Origin of the sequence: Vannielia litorea (genome assembly GCF_900142295.1) — a bacterium.
Lineage (GTDB): Bacteria > Pseudomonadota > Alphaproteobacteria > Rhodobacterales > Rhodobacteraceae > Vannielia > Vannielia litorea.
In genome coordinates, this window is sequence record NZ_FSRL01000001.1 from 2,073,190 (window position 1) to 2,098,689 (window position 25,500).

Sequence of the window (25,500 nt, forward strand, 5' to 3'; positions counted from 1 at the left end):
GCGGCGGCGGAACAGATCGAAAGGGCACATCACATGGCGTCACGCGCGATATGGAAGGGGCAGCTCAGGCTTTCGCTGGTGGCGATCCCGGTAGAGATCCACTCGGCCCGCAACTCCGGCAGCAAGGTGTCCTTCAGGCAGATCCACAAGCCCTCCGGCAAGCCGGTGCGCTACCAGAAGGTGGTGCAGGGGGTGGGACCGGTGGAGACCTCCGACATCATGAAGGGCTACGAGACCGACAATGGCGACTACATCCTGCTGGAGCCCGACGAGATCGACGCGATCAAGCTCGAGACGAAAAAGACGCTGGAGCTGAGCCAGTTCGTCGAGATCACCGAGATCGCCCCGATCTGGTTCGACCGGCCCTACTACGTGGTCCCCTCCGACGAGCTGGCCGAAGACGCCTACCGCGTGGTGCGCGACGCCCTGCGCCAAACCAGGAAGGCCGGGCTCGGCCAGCTCACCATGCGTGGCAAGGAATACCTCTGCGCAATCCGGCCCTGCGGCGACGGGTTGCTGATGGAGACCCTGCATTACGAGCAGGACATCCGCGATGCCGACCCGCTGTTCTCCGGCATCGAGGACGACGCCCCCGACGAGGAGCTGCTCGAGGTGGCCACCCAGCTGATCGAAAAGAAGACAGCCCCCTTCGACGCCTCCGCCTTCGAAGATCACTACGCCGCCGCGCTGCAAGACCTGATCTCCCGCAAGATGCGCTCGCGCAAGACCCCGCGCGCGAAGGCGGAAGACAAGGAAGACCGCCCCGAGGGTGAAAACGTGGTGGACCTCTTGGATGCGCTGAAGAAGAGCCTGAAGCAGAGCAAGGACACGAGCAAGAGCACGGGCGGGCGCAAGAAGAGGGCGTCATGAGCCAGCTTCGGGAATATGCGGCCAAACGGGATTTCTCGGTCACCCCCGAGCCGCGCGCCGAGCTGGTGGAGGCCGGAGGCCGCCAGCCCGGCTTCGTCGTGCAGAAGCACGATGCCAGCCGCCTGCACTTCGACTTCCGCCTCGAATGGGACGGCGTGCTGCTGTCCTGGGCCGTTACCAGGGGCCCCTCCGCCGACCCGGGCCAGAAGCGGCTTGCAGTGCGCACCGAGGACCATCCGGTCAGCTACGGCAGCTTCGAGGGGACCATCCCCCAAAAGGAGTACGGCGGCGGCACAGTCATGCTCTGGGACACCGGCTGGTGGGAGCCGATGCACCCCGTGGCCGAGGGGCTGAAACAGGGCAAGCTGCACTTCCGCCTCCACGGCGCGCGCATGAAGGGGGGCTGGGCCCTGGTGCGGATGCGCGGCAAGAAGCGCGAAAAGCGCGAGAACTGGCTGCTCATCAAGGAGCGCGACGATTTCGCCGGGCGCAGCGCGGATGCGCTGGTCAATCGGCACCGCACCAGCGTCACCACCGGCCGTGCGATGCGCGATATCGCCGCCGACCGCAGCGCCCTCCGCCCCGCCGACCATGCAAAGCCCCTGCCCCGCTTCCGCAAGCTTCAACTGGCCACGCTGGCAGATGCCCCGCCCGAGGGTGACGGCTGGCAGCACGAGGCCAAGCTCGACGGCTACCGCTGCCTGATCGCCGTGGGCAAGGGCGGCGTGCGGCTCTACACCCGCAACGGCAAGGACTGGTCCGACCGCTTCGGCGCCCTGCGCGACCCGGTCGATGCCCTGCCCTGCGAGGCCGCGCTGATCGACGGCGAGGTGGTCGCGGGCGGCGCGGGCGATGACTTCTCGGCGCTTCAGGCGGCGCTGAAGTCCGGCGACCCGCTCATCTTCTATGCCTTCGACTGCCTGGCCCTCGATGGAGCCGACCTGACCGGCAAGCCGCTGACCGAAAGGCGCAAGGCGCTCGAGGGTCTGTTTGCCTCCCTGCCTCCGCGCGGCCCGCTCCGGCTGAGCCCCGTGCTGGAGGGCAACGGCGCCGCGGCGCTCGCCACGATCTGCGAGGCGGGCGGCGAAGGGATCGTCTCCAAACGGCTGGATGCGCCCTATCGCGGCGGGCGCGGGCGCGCCTGGATCAAGTCCAAGTGCATCCGTCGCGCCGAGTTCGTCATCGGTGGCTGGTCGCCCTCCGACAGGCGGGGGCGCTCCTTTGCCTCATTGCTGCTCGGCAGCCGCGAGGGCGGGCGGTTCGTCTACCGTGGACGGGTCGGCAGCGGCTTCGACGCGGACGCCCTCGACGAGATCGGCGCCGCCCTGCAACCCCTCGCCCGAAAGACCCCGCCCTTCGACGGCGCGCTGCCCTCCGAGGCCGATGACGCGCGGTGGGTCACCCCCAATCTGGTGGCCGAGGTCGAGTACACCGAATTCACCAGCGAGGGCCGCATCCGCCACGGCGTGTTCAAGGGCATGCGCGAAGACAAGGAGGCGAGCGAGGTGAGCGCGAAGCAAGAGGCCGAGACCGATGGCGCGGAAGAACAGGTGGGCAGGGTGCGCATTTCCAGCGCCGACCGGGTCGTCTACCCCGAGGCCGGGCTGAGCAAGGCTGATGTCGCCCGCCACTACGCCCGCGTGGCCGAGCGGATGCTGACCCACGCCGCGAACCGCCCGCTCTCGCTCCTGCGCTGCCCCTCCGGCCTCAAGGGCGACTGCTTCTTCCAGAAGCACGCGGGCAAGGGCTTTCCCTCCGCCGTCAGGTCGATGCCGATCGAGGAGAAGGACGGCGCCACCGAGGACTACATGTATGTCACCACCCCCGAGGGGCTGATCGGCGCGGCGCAGATGGGCACGCTGGAGTTTCACATCTGGGGTTCCGCCCGCGACCGGATCGAACGCCCCGACCGGATGGTCTTCGACCTCGACCCCGACGAGAGGCTCGGCTTCGACGCGGTGAAGGCCGCCGCCACCGAGGTGCGCGAGGGTCTGGGCGCCTGCGGGCTGCAAAGCGTGCCCATGATCACCGGCGGCAAGGGGGCGCACGTCATCGTGCCACTGCGCCGGGTGGCCGGGTGGGACACGGTAAAGTTCTTTGCCCGCACCTTCGCCCAGATCCTCGCAGAGAGGCACCCCGACCGCTACACCGCCACCATGTCCAAGGCCAAGCGCAAGGGCCGGACCTTCATCGACTGGCTGCGCAACGAGCGCGGGTCCACGGCGATCGCGCCCTATTCGCTGCGTGCCCGCGAGAGCGCCGCCGTGGCGGTGCCGGTCACCTGGGACGAGCTGAACCGCCTGACCTCCGCCGACGCGTTCCACGCAGCCGACATGGAGGCCCGCCTCGCCGCCCCCTGCCCGCTGGAGAACGCCCCGCTCGGCAGCATCGGCGCCGCCGCGGTCGAAGCGCTCGAAGCCTGGGCCTGAGCCCTTGCCTGCCGCTCGGTCAGGCCGGCCAAACCCCCGGTCCACGGAACCTCCCGCGCCCGCCGCGCGCCACGGCCAGATCGCCAACCACGACTTCGCGGCGTACCACCTTCCGGTCAACCTGGGCGTGCCCCGGATCGAGGTGCCGTTCATCGAAGAACGCGACGACTGGGCGAACTCGCTGCAGGCCAAAGGCATCGGGGCGCAGTTTTGGCGGGTTCGCGAGTCAGGCCATTGGAATAGCGAGGCAATTTTCGACCGAACCGGAATCGACGCGGTTCGCCCGACCAGAGACGAGAGGCCATTAAGAGACGGAAAACGCTGCACACCCGGGTCTCAGCGGTTCGCACCCATCCGGCAAACCCCTTTGAAAACAGGAGAAATTTCGCCCCGGTCGGACGGCCTAAATGGGTTCGAAAGGGTGATGGTGGCGGAGGAGGTGGGATGCTCCGCTCACGTGACGTAAGCCAATGAAACCATTGTATTCCCGTAACTTAGGACTGCATACGTGTGTGGGAAACGTGTGTGGAGAAACTGATTGCCCAAGTACCTGCAGCAGCGTCGTCGTCGCTGGTATGCCGTCCTCGACATCCCCAAGAGCCTTCGGCCTCGGTACGGCGGCAAGCCTCGCTTCGTCCAGAGCTTGGAGACAGATAGCCTCAGTGCCGCTGAGCGACGTGCCCCTCTCCTTGTCGCCAAGTGGAAGGCTGAGCTTGAGGCTGTCCGGTCAGGCAATGCTCAGCCGCTCCAAGACCTTCGAGACGTCGCTGCCGAGTGGAACGCCGAGCTGGATGGAGCGGCTAGCGATGAGCAGCGGCTAGCGCTGGAGATGATCCTACAGGACAAGGCAGAAGAACTCGAAGGGACACGACCGGGTGCCGGGAGGCCGTTCTTCAAGCTCGCTACAGGGCAGTGGACCGAGACGGCGAGCTTGGTTGAAGACTGGCTCGCCACACTCGACAACGAAGCCAAGACCATCGACATGAAGCGCTCTGACCTCGCGCGGCTCAGCACACGCTTCAGGGTCCTCCAGAAGATCGACCGGAAGGCCGTTCTGCAGTGGGTGGATCACCTCCACCGCGCTGAGAGCCTTAAGCTAGCCACTGTGCGGCGCATCATCTCGGCCTGTCGAGGCTACTGGGCGCATCTGCAACGCACCCACGTCGTTGCCGATGACAAGGAGCCGTTCCGGGACGTTGTGCCAAGGGCGGCCAGGAAGTCGAAGAGCGAGGTCGCAGACAAGCGCAGACCATTTACTGACAGCGACGTGGTGCAACTTCTCCATGCCTCGCTCTCGGACAATGACCGAAGCCTTGCATCGCTGATCTGGATGGGCATGTGGACAGGGTGCCGGATTGAGGAGCTTTGCGCCTTGAAGGCCAGCGAGGTGGCATCCGACCGGTTCATGATTGAGGACGCCAAGTCGGAGGCCGGATGGAGGGAGGTCCCGATCCACAGCAGCCTAAATGCTTCCCTGCAGTCCCTGTGCGCATCCTCCAAGGACGGCTTCGTCCTAGGCGGCCTCACGAGCAACAAATACGGTGACAGGTCGAACGCCGTAGGTAAGCGCTTCGGTCGCCTGAAGACCCGGCTTGGCTATGATCATCGCCTCGTCTTCCACTCGTTGAGGAAGACCGTCACCACCCAGCTTGATGCGGCAGGCGTCCCTGAAGCCGTGAGCGCTCGCATCCTCGGCCACGACATCCCGACCATGACGTACGGTCTTTACTCCGGCGGCGCTCCATTCGAGACGAAGAGGGACGCACTCGAGGTCCTGAAGTATCCCCTGAGGGGTGACGAAGAGGACGCCCTGAGAGCGACGGAGAGGGCCCTCAGAGCATCATGAGGCGTCCAGCCGCTCCAGTACCCGTTTCACCTGTGAGGCTTGCCACTGACCGCCTCTGGCAGTCTTTACGCCCACCCGGTTAAGCTCCTCCGCAATGGCGCGGAGAGACAGGCCGTTTTGACGGAGTGGTACGACTACTCCCTCGACCTTCTCCGCACGGCGCTGGGCGTTAGCCTTGACCGCCTCGTTGCGCTTCATCGTGGCGTCACGCATCCCGCCAAGCACCACGCCTCTACGCTTGGCCTCTGCCAAGGCAGCTTTCGTGCGCTTGCTGATGAAGTCCCTCTCCTGCTCGGCGAGGGCAGCATAGATGTGCAGCTGGAACTTGTCGGCGTAGGGCATCTGCGCCACCCGAAGCGAGAGCTTGCTATCTTCCATCAAGGCCGAGATGAACGACACACGGCGGGACAGCCTGTCCAGCTTCGCGATGAGCAACTCCGCTCCTGTCCTCTTCGCCAGCTCGATGGCCTTCGCCAGCTCTGGTCGCTCGTCGTCGGTACCACTGAGGACATCCGTGAACTCCCCCAAGACCTCGAACGGGACATCTGAGTAGGTCTCAAGGAACAGTTGAATGTCGCGCTCCTGCGCATCGAGGCCGAGCCCACTCCGGCCCTGCTCCGACGTGCTGACCCTCTTGTACGTCACGTAGTGCTTCATCTCGTCGTCTCCCTTGCCTGTCGAAAACGACAAGTAGAGCGAACCGTTGCAAACGTCAACGTAGGTTGTGACCGTTACAAAGCTACAAAGCGAGCCCCCCCCCCCCCGGGCATGGCATTCGTTCAGGACACACCCTCGGCCCATACTTGGACGGGGGGGGATACAGCGTCACCGCCTACCATTGATACCGGCTCAGATTTTCGCGGTGCTATAGCTCGCTGGGTGAACGACAAAGGCCCCACAGCAAGCGCTGGTGGAGCCATGGGAACTACAGTGAGGTGAGGGGTTGGATAGGTGAAGGGCGGGGGGAGGGATAGCCACAGGTCCCCACAGTCTCCCTATAGTTACCCTACAGGTCAGGGGTCTTGAGCTGTATCCCCAGATGCCCCCCTACCCCCCACGATTTCGGCGTGATCTGGATAGGAGTGGCTCGGTTCAACAGCAGGCGATCAGGTGATCTTGAGCTTGCAGTTGCCCCAGAGAGGCCCCCACAGAAGTGTTTCTTCTGCAATGGGGGAACTCAATCGGAGTGCAGCTCCTCAGCCGAACGCGAGCTTGACGTAGAGGTCGGGCAAGTCTAGCCACTTTAGTCAGTGGCGTAGTAGCCGAGGCGGTGGAGCAAAGTACCGGGCGGCCAAGTCGCTGATGGCGTTGTTGCTGGAAACGGTAACCACGACGCTGGGAGGTGAGCCTCCTAGTGGAACCCCTGACTATCAGCTCCACCGCCGATAAACGAGCTGAGGCAGTATGCAGAACGCCTTGAAGGCTGAGATCAAACGGCTTGCCTCTAGGGCTTTCAAGAGGGCCGCTAAGCAAGCCAGAGTTGAGGCTTCCCACCGGCGGAAGTTCGAGAAGAGAACTGGCGTTGCTGCGGGGCTGCCAACTCCCTCCGTCACAAGCCATCCCCACAGACACTTCGATCCACGTTACTGCGCTCGAAACGCCAACTTCCTGGCCAAGACGCTTTGGCACAAGGTCCTGACCTACTCCTACGACCCACTCTGCGCGGCAGAGCACCTTCTGCCGAAGCCAGATGGCTCGACGAGACCGGTCATGGCTTTCTCCATACCGGATGCCGCGCTGGCTAATGTGGTGCTACGGCGGACCAGAGACCGCAACCTGAAACGCCTGTCCCCAGCATCGTTTGCCTACCACCCCGACAAGAATGTGTTCGATGCCGTGCTGTCACTGCGCGAGTTTGCGCACGACGGACGCCTCTTCGCTGTTCAGATCGACTTCGAGAAGTACTTCGACTTGATACCAACTCGCTACATCGAGGCGAAACTCGACGATGCGAATGAAATCAGCCTTACTCCCCACGAAAAGCACATCTTCAACCGCTTCCTGAGACATCGGTCTCGCCTCGCAAGTGACTACGCGACGGGTCCAGAGAAGCGCCGACACAAGGGAACCCCGCAGGGATCTTCCGTCTCCCTACTGCTCGCCAACCTCGCCAACGACGACCTAGACACCGCGCTGTCTACGGAAGCTGGGAAGTTCGTGAGGTTCGCTGACGATGTGGTAGCCCTCTGCTCGACCTATGAACAAGCCCAACAACTCGAGGCGTGCTTCCACAGACACTGTGACGCAAGCGGACTGAAGATCAACGAAGCAAAGTCACCGGGGATCGCAATCATAGCCAACACCCAGCAAGAGATGCGGACTTACGGGCACTTCGACTACCTTGGCTACAGGTTTTCGACAAGTGGCCTCTCGGTTACGAACAAAGCAGCACGGCGCATCAAGTCCCGAGTGTCTAGGCTCACCCACATTTACCTGAACCAGTACCTCCTCGCCGGGTTCAACACATCGCGCACCTCAGTGACTTCGCCTGTGTACGACTGGGACCTCCTTGGATTGATCTACGAGCTGCGAAACTCCTTGTATGGAGGGCTGAGCGAGGAGGAACTCAGGAGTTTCGTCGAAGGCGGTCGTAGACTGACCAGCATGAAGGGCTTGATGGGCTTCTACTGCCTCATTGACGAGCCTGCGACCATGCGGGAAATCGACGGGTGGATGCTCAGCACAGTTCGACGCGCGATGGCACACCGAAACAGACGGTTAGGGACGTTGCACGGAGTATCATGCCCGACGCCCAGTAACAGACAACTCGCAACAGGCGAATGGCTGGATGTTCGTGCTTGGCGAGATGACGAGCCACCTCCCGACGCAAGGATGCCTAGCTTAGTCCGGGGCTGGCGAGCCGCACGTAAGCACTACTTCACGTTTGGCCTCGAAGACGTCCAAGCGCCTGACTACAACCGGTACTCCGACATCGGGTCCCTCTTTGACTACTAAGCGTGTGTGGAGGGTGTGTGTGGAAGCGGCGCGGAGCAGCGCGAAATACACAACGATAACAGATAGATAGGTCATTTCTGCCTTGGTGGCGGAGGAGGTGGGATTCGAACCCACGGTACGCTTTCACGCACGCCGGTTTTCAAGACCGGTGCATTCGACCACTCTGCCACTCCTCCGGCGCCGGTCGCGGGCCCACAAACCTCGGCGGCGCGGAAAAGGCAACAGGGGTCACGCCGATTTTTGCTCGGGCGCAACATCTCGGGTTTCCATGCAGCCTCCACCTATGTATTGTGACGTTCGAGAGCAGTTCAGCCGGACAAACCGGCGGCAAATTCGGCCTTGGCGGGCAACGACCCGACCGGAGGCGGACAAAGGGGCGAAGCATGGGCAAGGGCAAACTCCTGCAACTCGGCGTGGTATCGGTGTCGGTTCTGGCATTGGCGGCCTGCGAGGACGGGGCAGGTCTCAAACTCGGGAGCAAGACGGCCGACGGCGCCGAGGTTTCGGCATCGGCCAGCCGTCCCGCCGCGACAAAGCTCGTCGAGCGCGATGTCGAGGCACCCGAGGTTTTCTCGAAGAATGAAGACGGCCTGTGGGACGGCCGCCCCTCGCTGGGCGGTGTCTGGATCGCGCATCCCGACGTGAGCGAGCCCGAGCGGGTCATCATCCGCAACGAGGCCAACGGCAAGTTCGTCATCGGCGCCCTGTTCAAGCGCGAGCGCGACAACCCCGGGCCCAAGCTCCAGGTCAGCTCCGACGCGGCCAACGCGCTGGGCGTCCTGCCCGGCGCGCCGACCAGGCTGAACGTCGTCGCCCTGGTGCGCGAGGAGGTGCGGGAGACCGCCCCCGGCGCCGAGGCCATGGCCGCCGCGCCCTCCGAGGCCGGAACCATCGCCGCCCCCGAGGCTATCGAGCAGCAGTCGCTCGACGCGCCGCTGGCCGCCGCCGAGGCCGCCATTGCCGCGGCCGAGGGCAATGCCGCCGCCGCGCCTGGCGTCGAGACCGCCAGCGCGGCCACCGCCGAACCCGCACCGACCAAGGCCAAGAAGGGCTTCTGGCAGCGCCTGGGCGGCAAGAAGGAGCGCCGCGCCAAGGCCGACGCCACCATCTCCGCCGCCGCCGATGCCGCCGCACCCATCGCGCCGGCCGCCGCCGGCCTGGCCACCCCCGAGATTTCCGCGGCCCCGCTGGGCGCCACGGCGGCCGCCGCCACCGCGCCGGCTCCCAAGGCCGCCGGCCCCAAACCCTCGGGCGGCAAGAACTACATCCAGATCGGGATCTTCTCGGTCGAGGACAACGCGAACCGCACCGCCGCCAACATGCGCAAGGCAGGCGTGGTGCCCACCGTCTACGAGCAGCAGTCCGCCGGAAAGACCTTCTGGCGCGTGGTGATCGGCCCTGCGCATAGTGCCGCCGATCGGCAGGTGCTTCTCGAGAAAGTTAAGGCGATGGGCTTCCAGGACGCGTATTTTGTGAGCAACTGAGGCGGGACTCAGCCGCAACGCCAGCCCGCCCTGCACCATCCCCGGCCCCCTCACGCCGGGTCCGGACAGGAAAGGACCTCCGCCCCCATGCTTCGGCTCATCGCCTTCGCCCTCTTCATTTCCACCGCCGCCACCTCGGCCGCCGCCGCCTTCGAGACCCGCGCCACCTCGGCCTGGGTCGCCGACGAGACGACCGGCACGATCCTGTTGTCGAAGAACGCCGAGACCTCGCTGCCGCCGGCCTCGATGTCCAAGCTGATGACGCTGAACATGCTCTTCGAGGCGCTGCGCGACGGGCGGGTGACGCTCGATACCACCTTCACGGTGAGCGAGCGCGCCAAGGCGATGCAGGGTAGTTCGATGTTTCTCAACACCACCGACCGGCCGACCGTGGAAGACCTGATCAAGGGCATCATCGTGCAGTCGGGCAACGACGCCTGCGTGGTGGTCGCCGAGGGGCTTGCCGGCACCGAAGACGGCTTCGCCCGGCTGATGAACGAGCGCGCCCGCGATCTCGGCATGGAGAACTCGACCTTTGCCAATGCCAGCGGCTGGCCCAACCCCGGCCAGCGCATGTCGATGCACGACCTGGGCATCCTCGCCCTGCGGCTGATCCGCGAGTTTCCCGAGTATTACGGCTACTTCGGCATGGAAGAATTCGCCTTCGACGGGCGTGTGCCGACCAACCACAACAACCGCAACCCGCTGCTCAAGCTCGGCATCGGCGCCGATGGCCTCAAGACCGGGCACACCCAGGAGGCGGGCTATGGCCTGGTGGGGTCTGCCAAGCAGGGCAACCGGCGGATCGTCTTTGTCATCACAGGGCTCGACAGCGAGGACGCGCGCAAGCAGGAGGCGATCAACATCGTCAACTGGGCGTTCCGCCAGTTCGTGCAGAAGACCGTGGCCAACGAGGGCACCCGGGTCGCCGAGGCGCCCGTCTGGATGGGCGCGGAGCCCCGTGTCGGCCTGGTGCTGGCCCGCGACCTCGATGTGCTGATGCCCGCGCTGGCCCAGGACCGGGTGAAGGCAGAGGTGAGCTACGAGGGCCCGCTGCGCGCGCCGCTGGCCGCCGGCCAGGAGGTGGCGCAGCTGACCGTGAGCCTGCCCGACATGGAGCCGATCACGGTGCCGCTGGTGGCCGAGCGCGACGTGCCGAAGGGCGGCTTTCTGCCCCGTCTGAAAACCGCCGCCGGCGTGCTGATGAAGCAATTCGCCAGCCAGGCCGCCCCGCAGTAGCGGCCGGGGAGCCGCCGCCCCCCCCGGCGGGCTTTGCCCTTTTGCCTGCGCGCCTGCGACGATCGGGGCGCGCGGGTTTGCGCCTGCGGAAACCTCGGTATAACGTCCGCCCATGACGCAGCCCGCTGGCCTCTTCATCACCTTCGAAGGCATCGACGGCGCCGGGAAATCCACCCAGGCGCGGGCGCTTGCCGCCTGGCTGGAGCGCCAGGGCCGCGAGGTTGTGCTCACGCGCGAGCCCGGCGGCTCGGCAGGCGCGGAGGAGATTCGCCGGCTGCTGGTGGAGGGCGCGCCCGACCGCTGGTCGGGCGAGACCGAGACGCTGCTCTTCACTGCCGCACGGCGCGATCACCTCGAGCGGGTCATCGCCCCTGCCCTCGCGACCGGCAAGGTGGTGATCTCCGACCGCTTTGCCGATTCCACCCGCGTCTACCAGGGCGCCGCACGGGGCGAACTGCGCGCCTTCGTCGATGCGCTGCACGGCCTGGCCATCCGGCGCGAGCCCGACCTGACGCTGATCCTCGACATGGACCCGGAGGTGGCGCTGGCCCGCGGCCTGGCCCGCCGCTCCGGCGAGGACCGCTTCGAGGAGGAGGGGCTGGCGTTTCAGCTCAAGCTCCGGGCGGGGTTTCTGGCGCTCGCCGGGGCCGACCCTGCCCGCTGCCGCGTGATCGACGCGGGCCGCCCCACCGAAGAGATCACCGCAGATGTCATCGCCGCCCTCCGGGAGGGCCTGCAATGAGCGCCGCGCCCCTTGGCCTGGCCGAGGAGACGCCCGAGGCCGATCGGCTTGGCGGCTACCCGCACCCGCGCCATACCGAAACGCTCTATGGCCAGGAGGCCGCAGAGGCGCGCTTTCTGGCGGCGTTCAACTCGGGCCGCCTGCCCCACGCCTGGCTGATCACCGGGCCGCGCGGCATCGGCAAGGCCACCCTGGCCTGGCGCATCGCCCGCTTTCTCATCGCCACGCCACTGGAGCAGGAGGCCGGTCTCTTCGGCGAACCGGAGCTGCCCGAGAGCCTTGCCGTGGATCCCGGGCACCCGGTGGCCCGGCGCATCGCGGCAGGCTCCGAGGGCAACCTGATGCTGCTCCGGCGCAAATGGGTCGAAAAGCCCGCCCCGGCCCGGTTCAAGACCGTGATCGACGTCGACAGCACCCGCGAGCTGAAACGCTTCTTCGCCTATTCCGCCGCCGAGAAGGCCCGCCGGGTGGTGCTGATCGACTCGGTGGACGAGATGAGCACCTCCGCCGCCAACGCGGTGCTGAAGGTGCTGGAGGAGCCGCCGCTGAACACGGTTCTGCTGCTCATCTCCCACGCCCCCGCCTCGCTCCTGCCCACGATCCGCTCGCGCTGCCAGGTGCTGCCCTGCGCCACGCTCTCCGAGGCCGCGCTCATCGCCGCGCTGCGCGAGGCCGGGGCGGAGCCGCCCGAGGACGCGGGCAAGCGCGCCGCCCTCACCGCGCTCTCCGAGGGGTCGGTGGCCACAGCGCTGCAGCTGATCGACGACGAGGGCCTCGCGCTCTATGCCGCCCTGGTGGCGCTGTTCCGCGATCTGCCCAGGCTCGACCGTCCCGCCACCCTCGCGCTCGCCGCCAAGTGCGGCGGACGGGCGGCGCAGGACCGTTTCCGCCTTACCGTCCGGCTGATCGACACGCTGCTGGCGCGGATTGCCCGCACCGGCGCGCTCGGCCCGCTGCCCGCCGGATCGGCCCCCGCCCCCGAGGCCGCGCCCGGCGAGGCCGCCCTGCTCGCCCGCCTCGCCCCCGATGCCACCCGCGCCCGGGCCTGGGCCGAGCTGGCCGCCACGCTGGGCGCCCGCGCCCGCGCCGGGGCCGCGGTCAACCTTGACGCCCCGGCCCTCATCACGGATATCTGCCTGAAAATCTCCGAGGCCGCCGCAGAGATGCGCCTCTGAGCCCTGCCTCCAACGCCGAGCCCCCATGCCCCCTGAAATAACCGACAGCCATTGCCACCTCGATTTTCCCGATTTCAACGGCGAGGTGCCCGAGATCGTTGCCCGGGCCAGGGCGGCAGGGGTGACCCGGATGGTCACCATCTGCACCCGCCGCGACGGGCTGGCAGCCGTGCAGGCGATCTCGGAGGCGCATCCGGAGGTCTTTCACGCCTTCGGCATCCACCCGATGCGGGCACATGAAGAGGCGCTGATGACGGTGGAGGAGCTGGTGCAGGCCGCCGCCCACCCCAAATGCGTCGGCATCGGCGAGACCGGGCTCGACTACCACTACACCGCCGAGAGCGCCGAGGTGCAGCAGGCCTCGCTGCGGGTGCATATCGAGGCCGCCCGCGAGACCGGCCTGCCGCTCATCATCCACGCCCGTGCCGCCGATGACGACATGGCTGCGATCCTGCGCGAGGGCTACGAGGCCGGCCCCTACGGCTGCGTGATGCACTGCTTCAGCTCCAGCGCCGCCCTGGCCCGTGCCGCGCTCGACATGGGCTTCTACCTCTCCATGTCCGGCATCGCCGCCTTCCCCAGGAGCCAGGAGCTGCGCGACATTTTCGCCGCCGCCCCGCTCGACCGCGTGCTGGTGGAAACCGACAGCCCCTACCTCGCGCCCCCGCCCCATCGCGGCAAGCGCAACGAACCGGCCTATACCGCCCATACGGCAAAGGTCGGCGCCGAGGTCTTCGGCATCGCCTACGAGGACTTCGCCGCCGCCACCCAGGCCAATTTCGAGCGGCTGTTTTCCAAGACGGTGGCCGCGTGACCTATCGCTTCACCATTCTCGGCTGCGGCTCCTCGGGCGGCGTGCCGCGCCTGCCGGACAACTGGGGCGAGTGCGACCCGACCAACCCCAGGAACGCCCGCCGACGCTGCTCTCTGCTGGTTGAGCGCGACGGGCCCGAGGGCACCACGCGGGTGTTGATCGACACCTCGCCCGACCTGCGCGCGCAGCTGCTCGACGCCGGGATCGGCACGCTCGACGGCGTTGCCTTCACCCATGCCCATGCCGACCACACCCACGGCCTCGATGACCTGCGGATGGTGGTCTACAACATGCGCGCGCGGGTGAAGGTCTGGGCCGATGCCGCCACCACCGATGATCTGATCGCCCGCTTCGGCTATGCCTTCGTGCAGCCTCCCGGCTCGGATTACCCGCCGATCCTCGACCTGCACGGCATCGACGGCCCCTTCACCGTGGAGGGCGCGGGCGGGCCTGTCACCCTCACCCCCTTCGAGGTGGAGCATGGCCGGATCGACGCGCTCGGCTTCCGCATCGGCGGCCTCGCCTACCTGCCGGATGTCTCCGACATCCCCGAGGCGGCCTGGCCGGTGCTCGAGGGGCTCGACATCTGGGTGCTCGACGCGCTGCGCCGCACGCCCCACCCCTCCCATGTGCACCTCGAGAAGGCGCTGGAGTGGATCGCAAGGGCCGCGCCCGCCCGCGCGGTGCTGACCAACATGCACATCGACATGGATTACGCCGCCGTCGAGGCCGAGACGCCGGCCCGGGTGACCCCCGCCCATGACGGCCTCGTGCTGACCCTGCCCTCATGAGCGCGCTGACCTCGGTCATCCTGCCGGTCTTCCTCGTGATCGGCTTCGGATATCTCGCGGTCTGGAGGCTGAAGTTCCCGCCCGATGCCTCCGACCGGCTGATGAACTTTGCCCAGAGCTACGCGATCCCGGTGCTTCTCTTTGCGGCGATGACCCGGCTCGACCTGGCGGCGGGCTTCCGGCCCGCGCTGCTGGTGTCCTTCTACGTCGGGGCCTACATCAGCTTTGCCGCCGGCATCGCCGGCGCAAGGCTGCTGTTCCGGCGCGACTGGGAGGACGCGGTGGTGATCGGCTTCGCCTGCCTCTTCTCCAACTCGCTCCTGCTCGGCCTGCCGATCACCGAAAAGGCCTATGGCCCCGAGGCGCTCACCGGCAACTACGCCATCATCGCGCTGCACGCGCCGCTCCTGCTGACCACCAGCATCGTGATGATGGAGCTGGTCCGTGCCCGCGGCACGCCGCTTTCCGCCCTGCCGCTCCGGATCGCAGGCAACCTGGGGCGCAACGGCTTCATCATCGGCATCCTCTCGGGCCTCGCCGTCAACATCACCGGCCTGCCCGTGCCCGCCGTGATCCTCGACGCGGCGGACCTGATCGGCCGCGCCGGCCTGCCCGCCGCGCTCTTCGCCCTCGGTGGCGTGCTCTACCGCTACCGGCCCGAGGGCGATATCCGGGTGGCGCTGATGGTCTGCCTGCTGGCGCTCGGCCTGCACCCGGCGATCACATGGACGCTGGCGCATCTCACCGGCGTCGACACGCCGGGCCTGCGCTCGGCCACCCTCACCGCCGCCATGGCGCCCGGGCTCAACGCCTACATCTTCGCCAACATGTACGACCGCGCCAAGCGCGTCACCGCCACCGCCGTGCTGATTGCGACCGGCCTCACCATGCTCACCGCCTGGGGCTGGCTCGCGGTGCTGCCGTGATCGGGCGGCATCCTGGGGCCTGACCCGAGGATCCCGGCGCGCGTCGCTCAGCCCGGCGACATGCCCCTGAGCCGCTCGCTCCGCCGGCGCAGCATCTCCACCGTGGCCAGCAGGGCGATGGAGATCACCACCAGCAGCGTGGCCACCGCGAGGATGGTGGGCGAGATCTGCTCGCGCAGCCCGATGAACATCTGCCAGGGCAGCGTCTTCTGGCCCGCCGAGCCCACGAAGAGCACCACCACCACCTCGTCGAAGCTGGTGATGAAAGCAAAGAGCGCGCCCGAGATCACGCCGGGCAGGATCAGCGGCATCTGCACCTTGAAGAAGGTGCGCACCGGGTCCGCCCCCATGGAGGCCGCCGCGCGGGTCAGCGAACGGTCGAAGCCCACCAGAGTGGCCGTCACGGTGATGATGACGAAGGGGATGCCGAGGGCGGCATGGGCCAGCACCACGCCCAGGTAGGTGCCCTGGAGCCCGACGCGGGAGTAGAAGAAATACATGCCCGCCGCCGAGATGATCAGCGGCACGATCATCGGCGAGATCAGGATCGCCATGATCGCCCGGCGGAACGGCACATGCTCGGAGCTGAGCCCGATCGCCGCCAGCGTGCCGAAGCCCACCGAGAGGATCGTCGCCACCGGGGCGATGCTCACCGAGTTGCGCAGCGCCTGCTGCCAGTCGGAGTTGGTGAAGAAGTCGCGGTAGTGCTTGAGCGAGTAGCCTTCCGGGTCGAAGGCCAGCATCTTCGGCGTGAAGGTGAAGAAGTCCTCGGCATTGAAGCTGAGCGGAATGATCACCAGGATCGGCGCGATCAGGAAGAAGAAGATCAGCCCGCAGATCACCCGGAAGCCATAGTACCAGATCCGCTGGCCCGTCGTCGCATATGTCGGAATTGCCATTTGCCCTACCCCAGCTTCACGTTGTCGATGCCCACGATCTTGTCATAGGCCCAGTAGAGCAGCAGCACGGCCGCCAGAAGGATCGTGCCCAGCGCCGCCGCGAGGCCCCAGTTGAGCGAGGTCGAGATGTGGTAGGCGATCCGGTTGGAGATGAAGACACCCTTGGTGCCGCCCACCAGCTCCGGCGTGATGTAGTAGCCGATGGCCAGGATGAAGACGAGGATCGACCCCGCCCCGATGCCCGGCACCGACTGCGGAAAGTAGACCCGCCAGAAGGCCACCCAGTTGGTCGCGCCGAGGCTCTTGGCCGCGCGCAGGTAGGTGGGCGGAATGGTCTGCATCACCGAATACATCGGCAGGATCATGAAGGGCAGCAGGATATGGGTCATGGCGATGATCGTGCCGGTGACGTTGTTGATCATCACAAGCCGGTTGGCATCGGAGATGATATGGGCCCAGACGAGGATGTCGTTGATCACCCCCTGTGATTGCAGCAGCACCTTCCAGGCCGAGGTCCGCACCAGAAGCGAGGTCCAGAACGGCAGGAGCACGAGGATCATCAGCATGTTGCTGGTCCGCATCGGCAGGTTGGCCAGCAGCCAGGCCACCGGGTAGCCCAGCAGGATGCAGGAGCAGGTGATGGCCAGCGACATGACGATGGTGCGCCAGAACAGCGTGAGGTAGATCCGCTGGTTGCCCTCCTGCTGCTCGATGCCCTCGGGCGTCAGCTTCAGGTCGACCGAGTTGAGGAAGTAGCCGGAGGTGAACTCGCCCGAGTAGGCCTTGATCGTGCCCCAGACCTCGAGATCCTCCCAGTCCTCGTCGATCCCGACAAAGCCCTCGCGCCAGGTCTGGCTCTCGAAGCTCGGCACCGCCGCCAGCGCCTCCTCGAGCAGCGCCGTCTCGGAGCCGTCGTAGGCATCCATCTGCACCGGCCCGGTGAGATCGAGCCAGAGCATCGCGTAGACATAGGCCCAGGGGTCTTCCTCGAAGGGGTTGTCCCCGTCCTCGCTCTGTGTGAATTCGGCGAATTGCGCATAGGCCCGCGCGGTGTTGGGCAGGGCGCCGGCGATGCCGTCGCGCAGCTCGAAGCCGGCCTCCGCGCCCTCCTCGGCCTGCGCGGCCAGCCAGTCGTCGGAGCCCATCAGCCGGGCCCAGGTTTCGGGCTCCTTCCAGGCCGGGTTCAAGTCTTCGAACTGGTCCTGGTAGAGCTCGCCCATGTCTTCCACGCCGCGCCCGGTCTGGCGGAACAGCGAGGAGGTGCCGGAGCTTTCGTAGTTCAGCCGGGAGCCGAGGCGGGTGTGGGTCTTGTACTCGACCGCCACCGAGAGGTCGCGGTAGAGCGCGAGATAGGCCTCTTCGCCCGGCGGCTCGCCGGAGGCGTAGTCCCAATCCTCCAGCGCCTCGACGGTCTCGGGCAGGGTGTTGCCGACGATCTCGTTCTCGACCGAGCGAAACAGCATGTCGGCGATGGGCGCGATGAAGGTGAGCAGCACGAACAGCAGCAGCGGCGCGATCAGGAGCAGCGCCCGCATCTTCTGGCGGCGCAGGGCGCGGCCCAGCGAGCGCTTCAGCGGCGTGCCGTCGGCGGCCAGAAGCCGGCCCGCGGAGTCGGTTTCGGCCTGCACATGGGGCGAGGTGGCGGCATCAGACATCCGTGTGCCCTTCGACCAGGATGATGGTGCTCTCGGCGGTGGCCTTCCGGATCAGCGAGATCTCCTGGTAGGCCGGATCCTCGTAGGCGGCCTTGGCCGCCTCGAAGCTGTCGAATTCGAAGACCACGTGGCGCTGGCCCTCGGGCACATCGCCCTCGGGCGCCTCGGACTTGCCGCCGCGGACAAGGAAGCGCGCGCCATGGGCCTTGAGGATGGGCGTGTCGCCGGTGACGTAGGCCTTGTAGCCTTCCGGGTCGTTCACGACGATATGGCCGATGATGTAGCCCTTGGGCATGGTCGTCCCCCTTGGTGGTCTTGGTGGGGCGGCCCCGCTGGGGACCGCCCGGATTTGCAGGGTGGGCACTCTGCCCACCGCGCCGAGAGGCTTACTGCGCGAGCCAGGCCTGGAACTTGGCGTCCAGGTCGTCGCGGTAGTCGGCCCACCAGGTGTAGTTGTTCACGAAGGTGTTCTCCGCGTTGTTCGGATCGGTCGGCATGTGGGGTGCCATGTCGATGCCGAGGTCAGCGTGCTGACCCACCAGCGGAGCCGAAGACGCGCGCGCCGGGCCGTAGCTGATGTACTTGGCCTGGTCGGCCAGGCGCTGGGTGTCGGTCGCGTAGAACAGGAAGTCCTTCACGCGGGCCAGGCGATCCTCGGGCAGACCGGCGGGCACGACCCAGCCGTCGATGTCGAACATCTGCCAGTCCCAGGCCATGCCGATCGGCTGGTTCTGCTCGACGATCGCCGAGAACAGGCGGCCGTTGTAGGCGGAGCCCATGAAGACCTCGCCGTCGGCGAGCATCTGGATCGGCTCGGCGGAGGCCGACCACCAGATCGTCTCGGCCTTGATGGTGTCGAGCTTGGCGAAGGCACGGGCCTGGCCCTCGTCGGTCTCGAGGGTGTCATAGACATCCTCGTAGGCCACACCGTCGCAGAGCAGCGCCCACTCCATGTTGGCGATCGGCTGCTTGTTCAGCGCGCGCTTGCCCGGATACTTCTCCAGGTCGAACACGTCGCAGGCGCCGGTCGGCGGCTCGACGCCCTCGGGCACCATGTCGGTGCGGTAGCCGAAGGTGGTGGAGAACACGATCTGCGGAATGAAGCAGTCGCTCACCATCAGGTCGCCGAAGTCGTCCTCGGCCGAGGTGCCGTCGGGCGCGGCGGCCAGGTCTTCGGAGTCCCACTCCATCGCCAGGCCCTCGTCGCACAGGCGGATGGCGTCGGCGGCTTCAACGTCCACCAGATCCCAGGTGATGTTGCCGGCCTCGTTCATGGCGCGCAGCTTGGCCACGGCCTCAGGGGAGCTTTCGTCCCAGGTGACCGACACGCCGGAGTTCTCGGCGAGGTAGGGCTCGGTATAGGCCTTCTGCTGGCTCGCCTGGTAGGCGCCGCCCCAGCTGACCAGCGTCATGCTGTCGGCCATGTTGCCGTGGCTCTCGGCCAGGGCGAGGCCGGCCGACACGGTCAGCGCGGTGGTCGCCAGAATGGATGTCTTGATCGTCATGCGTATGCACTCCTTGTTGTCATGCCCGTGTTATATGTCCGCGCCCCACCCCGGGCAGGCAGGGGAGCGAGCCGCTGCGCTCAGGCGTCGAGCGCGCGGCAGTCCTCGGGGAGCCAGCCGATCTGCACCGTCTGGCCCGGTGTCATCCGCGCCACATCGGGCGCGTTGCGGGTTTTCACCACGAAGTTCTCGTTGCCCGCCACCCGCAGGCGGGTGCGGTAGATGTCGCCCATGTAGATGAACTCCAGCACCTCTGCCTGCAGCGTGTGGGCGTTGCTCTGAAGCCGCTCGGGGTTGGTCTCCACCCGCTCGGGCCGGATCGACACGCGGGTGCGGTCGCCGACCTTGCTGACGTTCACCGCCTTGGCCTCGATCACCGCGTCGGAGCCGTCGAGCTTGACGATGGCGATGTCGTCCTTCAGCTCGGCCACCACGCCCTCGAGCGTGTTGTTCTCGCCGATGAACTGGGCCACGAAGCTGTTCTGCGGCGCTTCGTAGAGCTCGTCGGGCGGGGCGAGCTGCTGGATGCGGCCATCGTCGAACACGGCAACCCGGTCGCTCATGGTGAGCGCCTCGGTCTGGTCGTGGGTCACGTAGACCGTGGTGATGCCGAGTTCGTGGGCCAGGCGGGTGATCTCGAACTGCATGTGCTCGCGCAGCTGCTTGTCGAGCGCGCCCAGCGGCTCGTCCATCAGCACCAGCTCCGGCTCGAACACCAGCGCGCGGGCCAGCGCGACGCGTTGCTGCTGCCCGCCCGAGAGCTGCGCCGGACGGCGGCCGCCGAAGGCCCCCATCTGCACCATGTCGAGCGCGCGCTTGATCTTCTTCTCGCGCTCAGAGGCGTTCATCCCGCGCACTTCCAGCGGAAAGGCGAGGTTTTCGGCCACCGTCATGTGCGGAAACAGCGCGTAGTTCTGAAACACCATGCCGATGCCGCGCTTGTGCGGCGGGATGTTGTTGATCGGCTTGCCCGCGAGGCGGATGTCGCCGTGGGTCGCCGTCTCGAAGCCCGCCAGCATCATCAGGCAGGTGGTCTTGCCCGAGCCCGACGGCCCGAGCATCGTCAGAAACTCGCCCTTCGGCATCGAGAGATTGAGGTCTTTCACGACAAGCGTTTCGCCGTCGTAGCTTTTCTGGACGCGTTCGAACTCCACGAAGGCGTCGGTGGCGGACTGATCTAGCAAGGCCGCTCCTTTGTCTGGTTTTTCTCGGCCGCCTCCCCAGGCAGCCGCTCCCTGTGATCCCAGACTAAAACAAGCGCGGGCCTGCATTACAATGGGCATTTGCGAGATTTTTGGGCAATTTCGCATGCTTTCGGCACAGGTCGCGCTTGCGCACATTTGCGGCGCAGCCCTCCGCCGGATTGCACGGATGTTGCGCGAACGATGAAGCCGCCGTGCCTTCCCTCACCCGGTCGGGCTGCTGTCACCTCCTGACACAACGCTGTCAGCAGCCTGCTTTCCTCGCTACTGCCGGCCGGGTCACCTGTTGTCACCATCCACGAAAGGACCGCGCCAGATGACCCCCTCCCTCACCCGCCTCAACCCCGCCGCGATGCCCGACAGCAGCGCCCTGGGCTATTCGCAAATCTCGCTGGTCGAGCCCGGCCGCATGGCCTTCGTTTCGGGCCAGGTCGCGGCGCTGCCCGGCGGCGACCCGGTGCCCGAGGGCCTCGCCGCCCAGACCCGCGCGGCGGTGGCCAACTGCGCCGCCGCCCTTGCCGCGCTCGGCGCCGCACCCGCCGACATCGCCATGCTGCGGCTCTACGTGGTCGGCCTGGACGGGGCGGCAATGGGCGAGTGCTATCCCGTCGTGCTCGAGTGGCTTGCCGGTGCGGCGCCCTCGATCACCGGCATCGGCGTGGCGGCGCTGGCTGGTCCGGACCTGCTGATCGAGATCGAGATGGTGGTGCGCGTCCCCGGCTGAGGACGCGCGCGTTGACATCGGTCGTGGCCGCGTCCATCCCTCCCGAAAGGAGGCCGCCATGACCCTCACCGCAGATCTCATCCGCAGCACCCATGCGGCCATTGCGCCCGACACCGTGCGCACCCCGCTGGTGCGCGCCGCGCGGCTTTCGCTCATGCTCGGGTTCGACCTGTTCCTGAAGCTGGAGAACCTGCAGCACACCAATGCCTTCAAGGCACGCGGCGCGCTGGCCAAGCTGCAGACGCTGAGCGAGGCCGAGCGCCGGGCCGGGGTGATCGCCTGTTCGGCGGGCAACCATGCCCAGGGCGTGGCCTATCACGCCACCCGGCTGGGCATCCCCTCGGTCATCGTCATGCCCGAGGGCACACCCTTCAACAAGGTCAAGCGCACCGGCGACTTCGGGGCCGAGGTGGTGCTGCACGGATCGAGCTTCGACGAGAGCGTGCAGTTCACCCTCGACCTCGCCGCCGAGCGCGGGCTGACCTTCATCCATCCCTTCGACGATCCGGTGGTGGCCGCAGGCCAGGGCACGGTGGCGCTGGAGATGCTGGAGCAGAACCCCGCGCTCGATACCATCGTGGTGCCGATCGGCGGCGGCGGGCTGATCGCCGGCATGGCGGTGGCCGCCCGCGCCGTGAACCCCGGCATCGAGATCGTCGGCGCCCAGGCCGAGGCCTTCGACGCGGTGAAGGCCGCCTTCGACGGCGCCGCACCGCAGACCGCGGGCACCACGCTGGCCGAGGGCATCGCCGTCCGCGCCCCCTCCCCCGCCAACATCGAGATCATCCGGCAGAACGTCGACCGGATCGACATGGCCACCGAGGCCGAGATCGAGGATGCCGTCTTCGACCTGCTCTCCCACGAGAAACTGGTCGCCGAAGGGGCCGCCGGCGCCGGGCTCGCGGTCATCAAGAAGAACGCGGCGCATTACAGGGGCAAGCAGGTGGGGCTCGTGGTGTGCGGCGGCAACATCGACAGCCGGATGCTCTCCACCCTCATCCTGCGCGGGCTGGTGCGCGACGGGCGCATCACCCGGCTGATCTTCAAGCTCGACGACCGCCCCGGCCAGCTCGCCCGGATCGCCGCGATCATCGGCGAGGCGGGCGCAAACGTGGTCGAAGTGATCCACCAGCGGATGATGCAGTCGGTGGCCTTGAAGCAGGCCGAGCTGGAGGTGGTGATCGAGGCGCGCGACGCGCAGCACGTCGAGGAGATCACAGCCGCGCTGCGCGACGCAGGTTTTGCCCTGCGGACCGGGTCGGAGGCCGTCTAGGCCCTGCCGCGGCGCCTCAGCCCTTGCCGGTCATCCGCAGGATACGCTGCACCGCCAGCTCGTAGCCCTGCGTACCGCAGCCCACAATGATGCCATCGGCCCGCAGCGAGATGTAGCTGTGGTGGCGAAAGCTCTCGCGCTTGTGGACGTTGGAGATATGCACCTCCATCACCGGCCCTTCAAAGGTGTTCAGCGCGTCGAGGATCGCCACGGAAGTGTGGGTATAGGCCCCGGCATTGATGGCGATGCCCAGCCCGTCCTGGCGCGCCTCGTGGATCAGCTCCACCAGCCCGCCCTCGTGGTTGCTCTGCTCGGCGCGGATCTCCACCTCGCCCGCGACCCTGCGGCAGGCTTCGGTCACGTCATCGAGGGTCTCGTGGCCGTAGATCTCGGGCTGGCGCTTGCCGAGCAGGTTCAGGTTGGGACCGTTCAGGATGTAGATGCGCTGTGCCATGAATTCCTCCGCCTTGCAGGCCACCTTCTCCCCTTCCGCGCGGGCAAGATCAAGCCCGCGCGTCCAAGGTCACCGCGCCCGTGCAGCGCCCCTATTGCGCGTCGTCGAAGCGGAAGTAGCCCAGCGCGGCGGAGGCAGAATTCTCCTCCTCGGTGCCACGCTGCCGGATCTCGGCCTGGATGATCGGCATCAGCGAGGCCGTCGGCGTGCCCGCCTGGGTATCGGCGCTGCCGATCCGGTTGTTGCTGGCGATGGCCAGCATCAGGTAGGGCACGATCTCGCGGTCGTCCGCGCCCTGGGGCCGGAGCGCCAGCGCGAAGGTCGCCGTGCCATCCTCCTGCGGCTTGAGCCGCGAGGTGAGGTTGTAGGCGCCGCCCTGGCTGTCGATCAGGAAGAGCGTGATGGTGCGGCCGTCGATCAGGTCGATGGTGCCGCGGATCGGGTCGCCGGCCTTCAGCACGTCGCGGTCGAGCTTGAGCGCGGGCGCGCGGGCCTCGGAGCGGGTCAGGTTCTTGACGAAGGTCACCACCGAGCACTGGCTCTCGTCGACCAGCCGCACGCCGATCTTGGGCTCGGTGCCGAACTCGTCGCGGAACTGGGTCAGCAGCTCCCAGAACGGATCGACCGACGTGGCATAGCCCTCGATCTCGAAGTCGTCGGGCACCGCCGAGCGGATGCCGACATGCACGCAGAGCGGGGTCGAGTAGCTGTTCACCCAGGCGATCATCCGGCCGATGGTGCCAAAGTCGATCTGGCCGTCGGTGTTGGGGGTGGATGTCGCCGAGCCGTCGGCGATCACCGTGCCCTCTGTCGGGTCGAGCGTGCCGTCCACCGGCCCGATCTCGCCCCCGGCCAGCCGGTCGGGCGTTTCAGGTGTTTCCGGGGTTTCGGGCGTCTCGGGTGTCTCCGGGGTTTCGGGGGTCTCGGGCGTCTCCGGCGTCTCGGGCGTTTCCGGCGTCTCGGGCGTCTCGGGGGTTTCCGGGGTCTCGGGCGTCTCGGGGGTTTCCGGCGTTTCCGGGGTTTCGGGCGTCTCCGGAGTTTCCGGATCGGTCTGGTTGGTCGCGGTCTGCTCCGTCTCACAGGGATCATTCGCGTTGCCGTTCTCGTCGAACGTCACCGTGCCAGTGCACTCCGGATCGGTCTGCGTCGTGGTGCCATCGGGGTTCGGGACCTCGGGGCCATCCTGGCCGTTCGGCCCGAAGCCCGGAATGAACCCGCCAAAATAGGCCCCTGCCCCGCCGCCGCCCACCAGCACGAGGGCCAGCATGGCGGCGATCAGGCCGCCCTTGCCGCCCTTCCGGGCGGGCTGGGGCGGCGGCACCGTGGCGCTCGGCGGCAGCGTGCTGCCAGCGCCGGTGCGCTGCGGCGGCACCGACCCGGGGAACGGGCTGTCCATCGCATCGCCCTGCGGCGGCACCGACTGCTGCGGCGGCGTGGTAAAGCCGTATTGCGGCGGCTGCGAGATCACCGTGGCCCCGGGATAGGGCGGCTGCGACTGCTGCGGCGGAATGCTCTGCGGCGGGTGCGAATACTGCTGCGGCGGCACCGATTGCTGCGGCGGCATCGAGGTCTGCACGCCGGGCACCGGCGCGGGCGCCATGGCGCCACCGGCCCCCAGCATGCCCGGATTGTCGATGAACTGGAGCACCCTGGCCATGCTCTCGGGCCGGTTGGCCGGATCGGGCTGGAGCATCATCTCCAGCAGCGGGCGCAGCTCGTCATGCACGCCCGACAGGTCGGGCACGTCCATCCGCCGCTCGACCGCCTCGGCCGGGCTGTCGCCCATGTCGATCGGCTCGCCCCGGCAGGCGGCAGCGGCCACCAGCGCGAGGCTGTAGATGTCGGAGCGCCCGTCGATCACGCCCTTGAAGCGGCCAAGCTGCTCGGGGCTGACATAGCCGTACTTGCCGGCAAACTGCCCGCCCAGCAGCGTGCCGCCGCCGAAGTTGGCCGACTTGGCGATGCCGAAGTCGATGATCTTGGTGTGGCTGATGAGCCCGTCCTGGATGACCACGTTGTCGGGGCTCAGGTCGCGGTGCACCACGCCGAGGTCATGGGCCTTCTGCAAGCCGCTCGCCACCCGGCGCATCATGGTCTTCACGTCCTCGAGCGGCATCTTGCCCTCGGAGGCGTAGTAGTCGGCGAGCGAGGCGCCCTCCACGAACTCCATCACCAGGCAGGCGCGCTGGATGCCCGGATCGACCGTGAACAGCATGTAGCGCACGATCGCGTCGTGGTGCAGCCGGCCCAGAACCGTGGCTTCCTTCTGGAACAGGCTCAGGATCTTCTCGTCATGGGCCAGCGCGGCGAGCACGATCTTGATCGCCACCGGCTCCTCGGTGTGGATGTTGAACCCGCGATAGACCTCGCCCATGCCGCCGGTGGCGATGTGCTCGGTGATCTCGAAGGTGCCCATGATCTGCGTGCCGATGGCCACGCCGGTCGGGGCCGCCGTGCTGATGACAGTCTTCTGGCTGTCCTTCTTGCCGTTGTCCTGCTCGTCGCTGGCCATGGGGC

20 protein-coding genes, 1 tRNA gene and 1 pseudogene are annotated in these 25,500 nt (G+C 67.2%); 13 read left to right on the plus strand and 9 right to left on the minus strand.

The features are described from left to right. Nucleotides 1-33: 33 nt before the first annotated feature. From ku to BUR94_RS10265, 3 genes are all read left to right on the plus strand, one after another. Complete coding sequence (gene ku / locus BUR94_RS10255) at nucleotides 34-870, plus strand: non-homologous end joining protein Ku (protein ID WP_074256150.1); 837 nt, start codon at nucleotides 34-36, stop codon at nucleotides 868-870. Continuing rightward, nucleotides 867-3,299 (plus strand): DNA ligase D, encoded by a 2,433-nt coding sequence (gene ligD, locus BUR94_RS10260; protein WP_074256151.1) that lies wholly within the window; start codon nucleotides 867-869, stop codon nucleotides 3,297-3,299. The genes ku and ligD overlap by 4 nt, the downstream gene beginning before the upstream one ends. 538 nt (nucleotides 3,300-3,837) lie before the next feature. After that, nucleotides 3,838-5,145 carry a tyrosine-type recombinase/integrase gene (locus BUR94_RS10265; RefSeq protein ID WP_074256152.1) on the plus strand — a complete coding sequence of 436 codons (1,308 nt, stop codon included), beginning with the start codon at nucleotides 3,838-3,840 and terminating at the stop codon, nucleotides 5,143-5,145. On the opposite strand, the gene BUR94_RS10270 is transcribed toward BUR94_RS10265, so the two are convergent. Further along, complete coding sequence (locus tag BUR94_RS10270; RefSeq protein WP_074256153.1) at nucleotides 5,140-5,802, minus strand: recombinase family protein; 663 nt, start codon at nucleotides 5,800-5,802, stop codon at nucleotides 5,140-5,142. The genes BUR94_RS10265 and BUR94_RS10270 overlap by 6 nt on opposite strands. Before the next feature lie 747 nt (nucleotides 5,803-6,549). Here BUR94_RS10270 and BUR94_RS10275 point away from each other — a divergent pair. Next, entirely contained in the window at nucleotides 6,550-8,100 is a 1,551-nt protein-coding gene (locus BUR94_RS10275) for a reverse transcriptase domain-containing protein (protein ID WP_084192987.1), read from the plus strand. Nucleotides 8,101-8,186: 86 nt separating this feature from the next. Here the strand turns inward: BUR94_RS10275 and BUR94_RS10280 are convergent. Beyond that, nucleotides 8,187-8,276, minus strand: a tRNA-Ser gene (locus BUR94_RS10280). A 207-nt stretch (nucleotides 8,277-8,483) separates the two neighbouring features. On the opposite strand from BUR94_RS10280, the gene BUR94_RS10285 reads away from it, so the two are divergent. The 7 genes from BUR94_RS10285 to BUR94_RS10315 all read left to right on the plus strand — a co-directional run bounded on the left by BUR94_RS10285 (nucleotide 8,484) and on the right by BUR94_RS10315 (nucleotide 15,271). Further along, nucleotides 8,484-9,584, plus strand: a complete 1,101-nt coding sequence (locus BUR94_RS10285) for an SPOR domain-containing protein (protein ID WP_074256155.1) — start codon at nucleotides 8,484-8,486, stop codon at nucleotides 9,582-9,584. Nucleotides 9,585-9,671: 87 nt separating this feature from the next. Beyond that, nucleotides 9,672-10,823 carry a D-alanyl-D-alanine carboxypeptidase family protein gene (locus BUR94_RS10290; RefSeq protein ID WP_074256156.1) on the plus strand — a complete coding sequence of 384 codons (1,152 nt, stop codon included), beginning with the start codon at nucleotides 9,672-9,674 and terminating at the stop codon, nucleotides 10,821-10,823. A gap of 112 nt (nucleotides 10,824-10,935) precedes the next feature. Next, nucleotides 10,936-11,565, plus strand: a complete 630-nt coding sequence (gene tmk / locus BUR94_RS10295) for a dTMP kinase (protein ID WP_074256157.1) — start codon at nucleotides 10,936-10,938, stop codon at nucleotides 11,563-11,565. After that, nucleotides 11,562-12,740 carry a DNA polymerase III subunit delta' gene (locus BUR94_RS10300; RefSeq protein ID WP_074256158.1) on the plus strand — a complete coding sequence of 393 codons (1,179 nt, stop codon included), beginning with the start codon at nucleotides 11,562-11,564 and terminating at the stop codon, nucleotides 12,738-12,740. The genes tmk and BUR94_RS10300 overlap by 4 nt, the downstream gene beginning before the upstream one ends. A 25-nt stretch (nucleotides 12,741-12,765) precedes the next feature. Further along, entirely contained in the window at nucleotides 12,766-13,554 is a 789-nt protein-coding gene (locus BUR94_RS10305; protein WP_074256159.1) for a TatD family hydrolase, read from the plus strand. Then, nucleotides 13,551-14,345 (plus strand): MBL fold metallo-hydrolase, encoded by a 795-nt coding sequence (locus BUR94_RS10310; RefSeq protein ID WP_074256160.1) that lies wholly within the window; start codon nucleotides 13,551-13,553, stop codon nucleotides 14,343-14,345. The genes BUR94_RS10305 and BUR94_RS10310 overlap by 4 nt, the downstream gene beginning before the upstream one ends. Beyond that, the gene (locus BUR94_RS10315) at nucleotides 14,342-15,271 is read left to right on the plus strand and encodes an AEC family transporter (RefSeq protein WP_074256161.1); all 930 of its coding nucleotides are present in this window, start codon (nucleotides 14,342-14,344) and stop codon (nucleotides 15,269-15,271) included. The genes BUR94_RS10310 and BUR94_RS10315 overlap by 4 nt, the downstream gene beginning before the upstream one ends. A 47-nt stretch (nucleotides 15,272-15,318) precedes the next feature. On the opposite strand, the pseudogene BUR94_RS10320 reads toward BUR94_RS10315, so the two are convergent. From BUR94_RS10320 to BUR94_RS10340, 5 genes and pseudogenes are all read right to left on the minus strand, one after another. After that, a pseudogene (locus BUR94_RS10320) lies at nucleotides 15,319-16,155 on the minus strand (ABC transporter permease); the annotation flags it as partial. Nucleotides 16,156-16,175: 20 nt separating this feature from the next. Next, nucleotides 16,176-17,825 carry an ABC transporter permease gene (locus tag BUR94_RS10325; RefSeq protein WP_074256163.1) on the minus strand — a complete coding sequence of 550 codons (1,650 nt, stop codon included), beginning with the start codon at nucleotides 17,823-17,825 and terminating at the stop codon, nucleotides 16,176-16,178. Continuing rightward, on the minus strand, nucleotides 17,818-18,120 hold the full coding sequence (locus BUR94_RS10330) for a DUF1330 domain-containing protein (RefSeq protein WP_074256164.1): 303 nt from the start codon (nucleotides 18,118-18,120) through the stop codon (nucleotides 17,818-17,820). The genes BUR94_RS10325 and BUR94_RS10330 overlap by 8 nt, the downstream gene beginning before the upstream one ends. A 91-nt stretch (nucleotides 18,121-18,211) precedes the next feature. Beyond that, nucleotides 18,212-19,330: an extracellular solute-binding protein gene (locus BUR94_RS10335; RefSeq protein ID WP_074256165.1), complete on the minus strand. Its 1,119-nt coding sequence runs from the start codon at nucleotides 19,328-19,330 to the stop codon at nucleotides 18,212-18,214. A gap of 80 nt (nucleotides 19,331-19,410) precedes the next feature. Beyond that, nucleotides 19,411-20,514, minus strand: coding sequence for an ABC transporter ATP-binding protein (locus tag BUR94_RS10340; RefSeq protein ID WP_074256166.1), 1,104 nt, complete (start codon nucleotides 20,512-20,514; stop codon nucleotides 19,411-19,413). A 334-nt stretch (nucleotides 20,515-20,848) separates the two neighbouring features. Here BUR94_RS10340 and BUR94_RS10345 point away from each other — a divergent pair, with 334 nt between their 5' ends. Then, complete coding sequence (locus BUR94_RS10345; protein ID WP_074256167.1) at nucleotides 20,849-21,256, plus strand: RidA family protein; 408 nt, start codon at nucleotides 20,849-20,851, stop codon at nucleotides 21,254-21,256. Nucleotides 21,257-21,314: 58 nt separating this feature from the next. Continuing rightward, entirely contained in the window at nucleotides 21,315-22,529 is a 1,215-nt protein-coding gene (locus tag BUR94_RS10350; protein ID WP_074256168.1) for a threonine ammonia-lyase, read from the plus strand. Between the two features lie 16 nt (nucleotides 22,530-22,545). On the opposite strand, the gene aroQ is transcribed toward BUR94_RS10350, so the two are convergent. After that, on the minus strand, nucleotides 22,546-22,983 hold the full coding sequence (aroQ, locus tag BUR94_RS10355) for a type II 3-dehydroquinate dehydratase (RefSeq protein WP_074257673.1): 438 nt from the start codon (nucleotides 22,981-22,983) through the stop codon (nucleotides 22,546-22,548). Nucleotides 22,984-23,074: 91 nt separating this feature from the next. Next, nucleotides 23,075-25,495 carry a serine/threonine-protein kinase gene (locus tag BUR94_RS20280; RefSeq protein ID WP_084192989.1) on the minus strand — a complete coding sequence of 807 codons (2,421 nt, stop codon included), beginning with the start codon at nucleotides 25,493-25,495 and terminating at the stop codon, nucleotides 23,075-23,077. Nucleotides 25,496-25,500 lie beyond the last annotated feature (5 nt).

Bases quoted from the DNA above. Each gene is read 5' to 3' on its own strand.
- BUR94_RS10325 (WP_074256163.1), bottom strand. From the start codon at position 17,825: ATGTCTGATGCCGCCACCTCGCCCCATGTGCAGGCCGAAACCGACTCC.
- BUR94_RS10345 (WP_074256167.1), top strand. From the start codon at position 20,849: ATGACCCCCTCCCTCACCCGCCTCAACCCCGCCGCGATGCCCGACAGC.
- BUR94_RS20280 (WP_084192989.1), bottom strand. From the start codon at position 25,495: ATGGCCAGCGACGAGCAGGACAACGGCAAGAAGGACAGCCAGAAGACT.
- tmk (WP_074256157.1), top strand. From the start codon at position 10,936: ATGACGCAGCCCGCTGGCCTCTTCATCACCTTCGAAGGCATCGACGGC.
- BUR94_RS10285 (WP_074256155.1), top strand. From the start codon at position 8,484: ATGGGCAAGGGCAAACTCCTGCAACTCGGCGTGGTATCGGTGTCGGTT.
- BUR94_RS10305 (WP_074256159.1), top strand. From the start codon at position 12,766: ATGCCCCCTGAAATAACCGACAGCCATTGCCACCTCGATTTTCCCGAT.
- BUR94_RS10335 (WP_074256165.1), bottom strand. From the start codon at position 19,330: ATGACGATCAAGACATCCATTCTGGCGACCACCGCGCTGACCGTGTCG.
- ku (WP_074256150.1), top strand. From the start codon at position 34: ATGGCGTCACGCGCGATATGGAAGGGGCAGCTCAGGCTTTCGCTGGTG.
- BUR94_RS10275 (WP_084192987.1), top strand. From the start codon at position 6,550: ATGCAGAACGCCTTGAAGGCTGAGATCAAACGGCTTGCCTCTAGGGCT.
- BUR94_RS10290 (WP_074256156.1), top strand. From the start codon at position 9,672: ATGCTTCGGCTCATCGCCTTCGCCCTCTTCATTTCCACCGCCGCCACC.
- BUR94_RS10300 (WP_074256158.1), top strand. From the start codon at position 11,562: ATGAGCGCCGCGCCCCTTGGCCTGGCCGAGGAGACGCCCGAGGCCGAT.
- BUR94_RS10330 (WP_074256164.1), bottom strand. From the start codon at position 18,120: ATGCCCAAGGGCTACATCATCGGCCATATCGTCGTGAACGACCCGGAA.
- BUR94_RS10270 (WP_074256153.1), bottom strand. From the start codon at position 5,802: ATGAAGCACTACGTGACGTACAAGAGGGTCAGCACGTCGGAGCAGGGC.
- aroQ (WP_074257673.1), bottom strand. From the start codon at position 22,983: ATGGCACAGCGCATCTACATCCTGAACGGTCCCAACCTGAACCTGCTC.
- BUR94_RS10350 (WP_074256168.1), top strand. From the start codon at position 21,315: ATGACCCTCACCGCAGATCTCATCCGCAGCACCCATGCGGCCATTGCG.
- ligD (WP_074256151.1), top strand. From the start codon at position 867: ATGAGCCAGCTTCGGGAATATGCGGCCAAACGGGATTTCTCGGTCACC.
- BUR94_RS10315 (WP_074256161.1), top strand. From the start codon at position 14,342: ATGAGCGCGCTGACCTCGGTCATCCTGCCGGTCTTCCTCGTGATCGGC.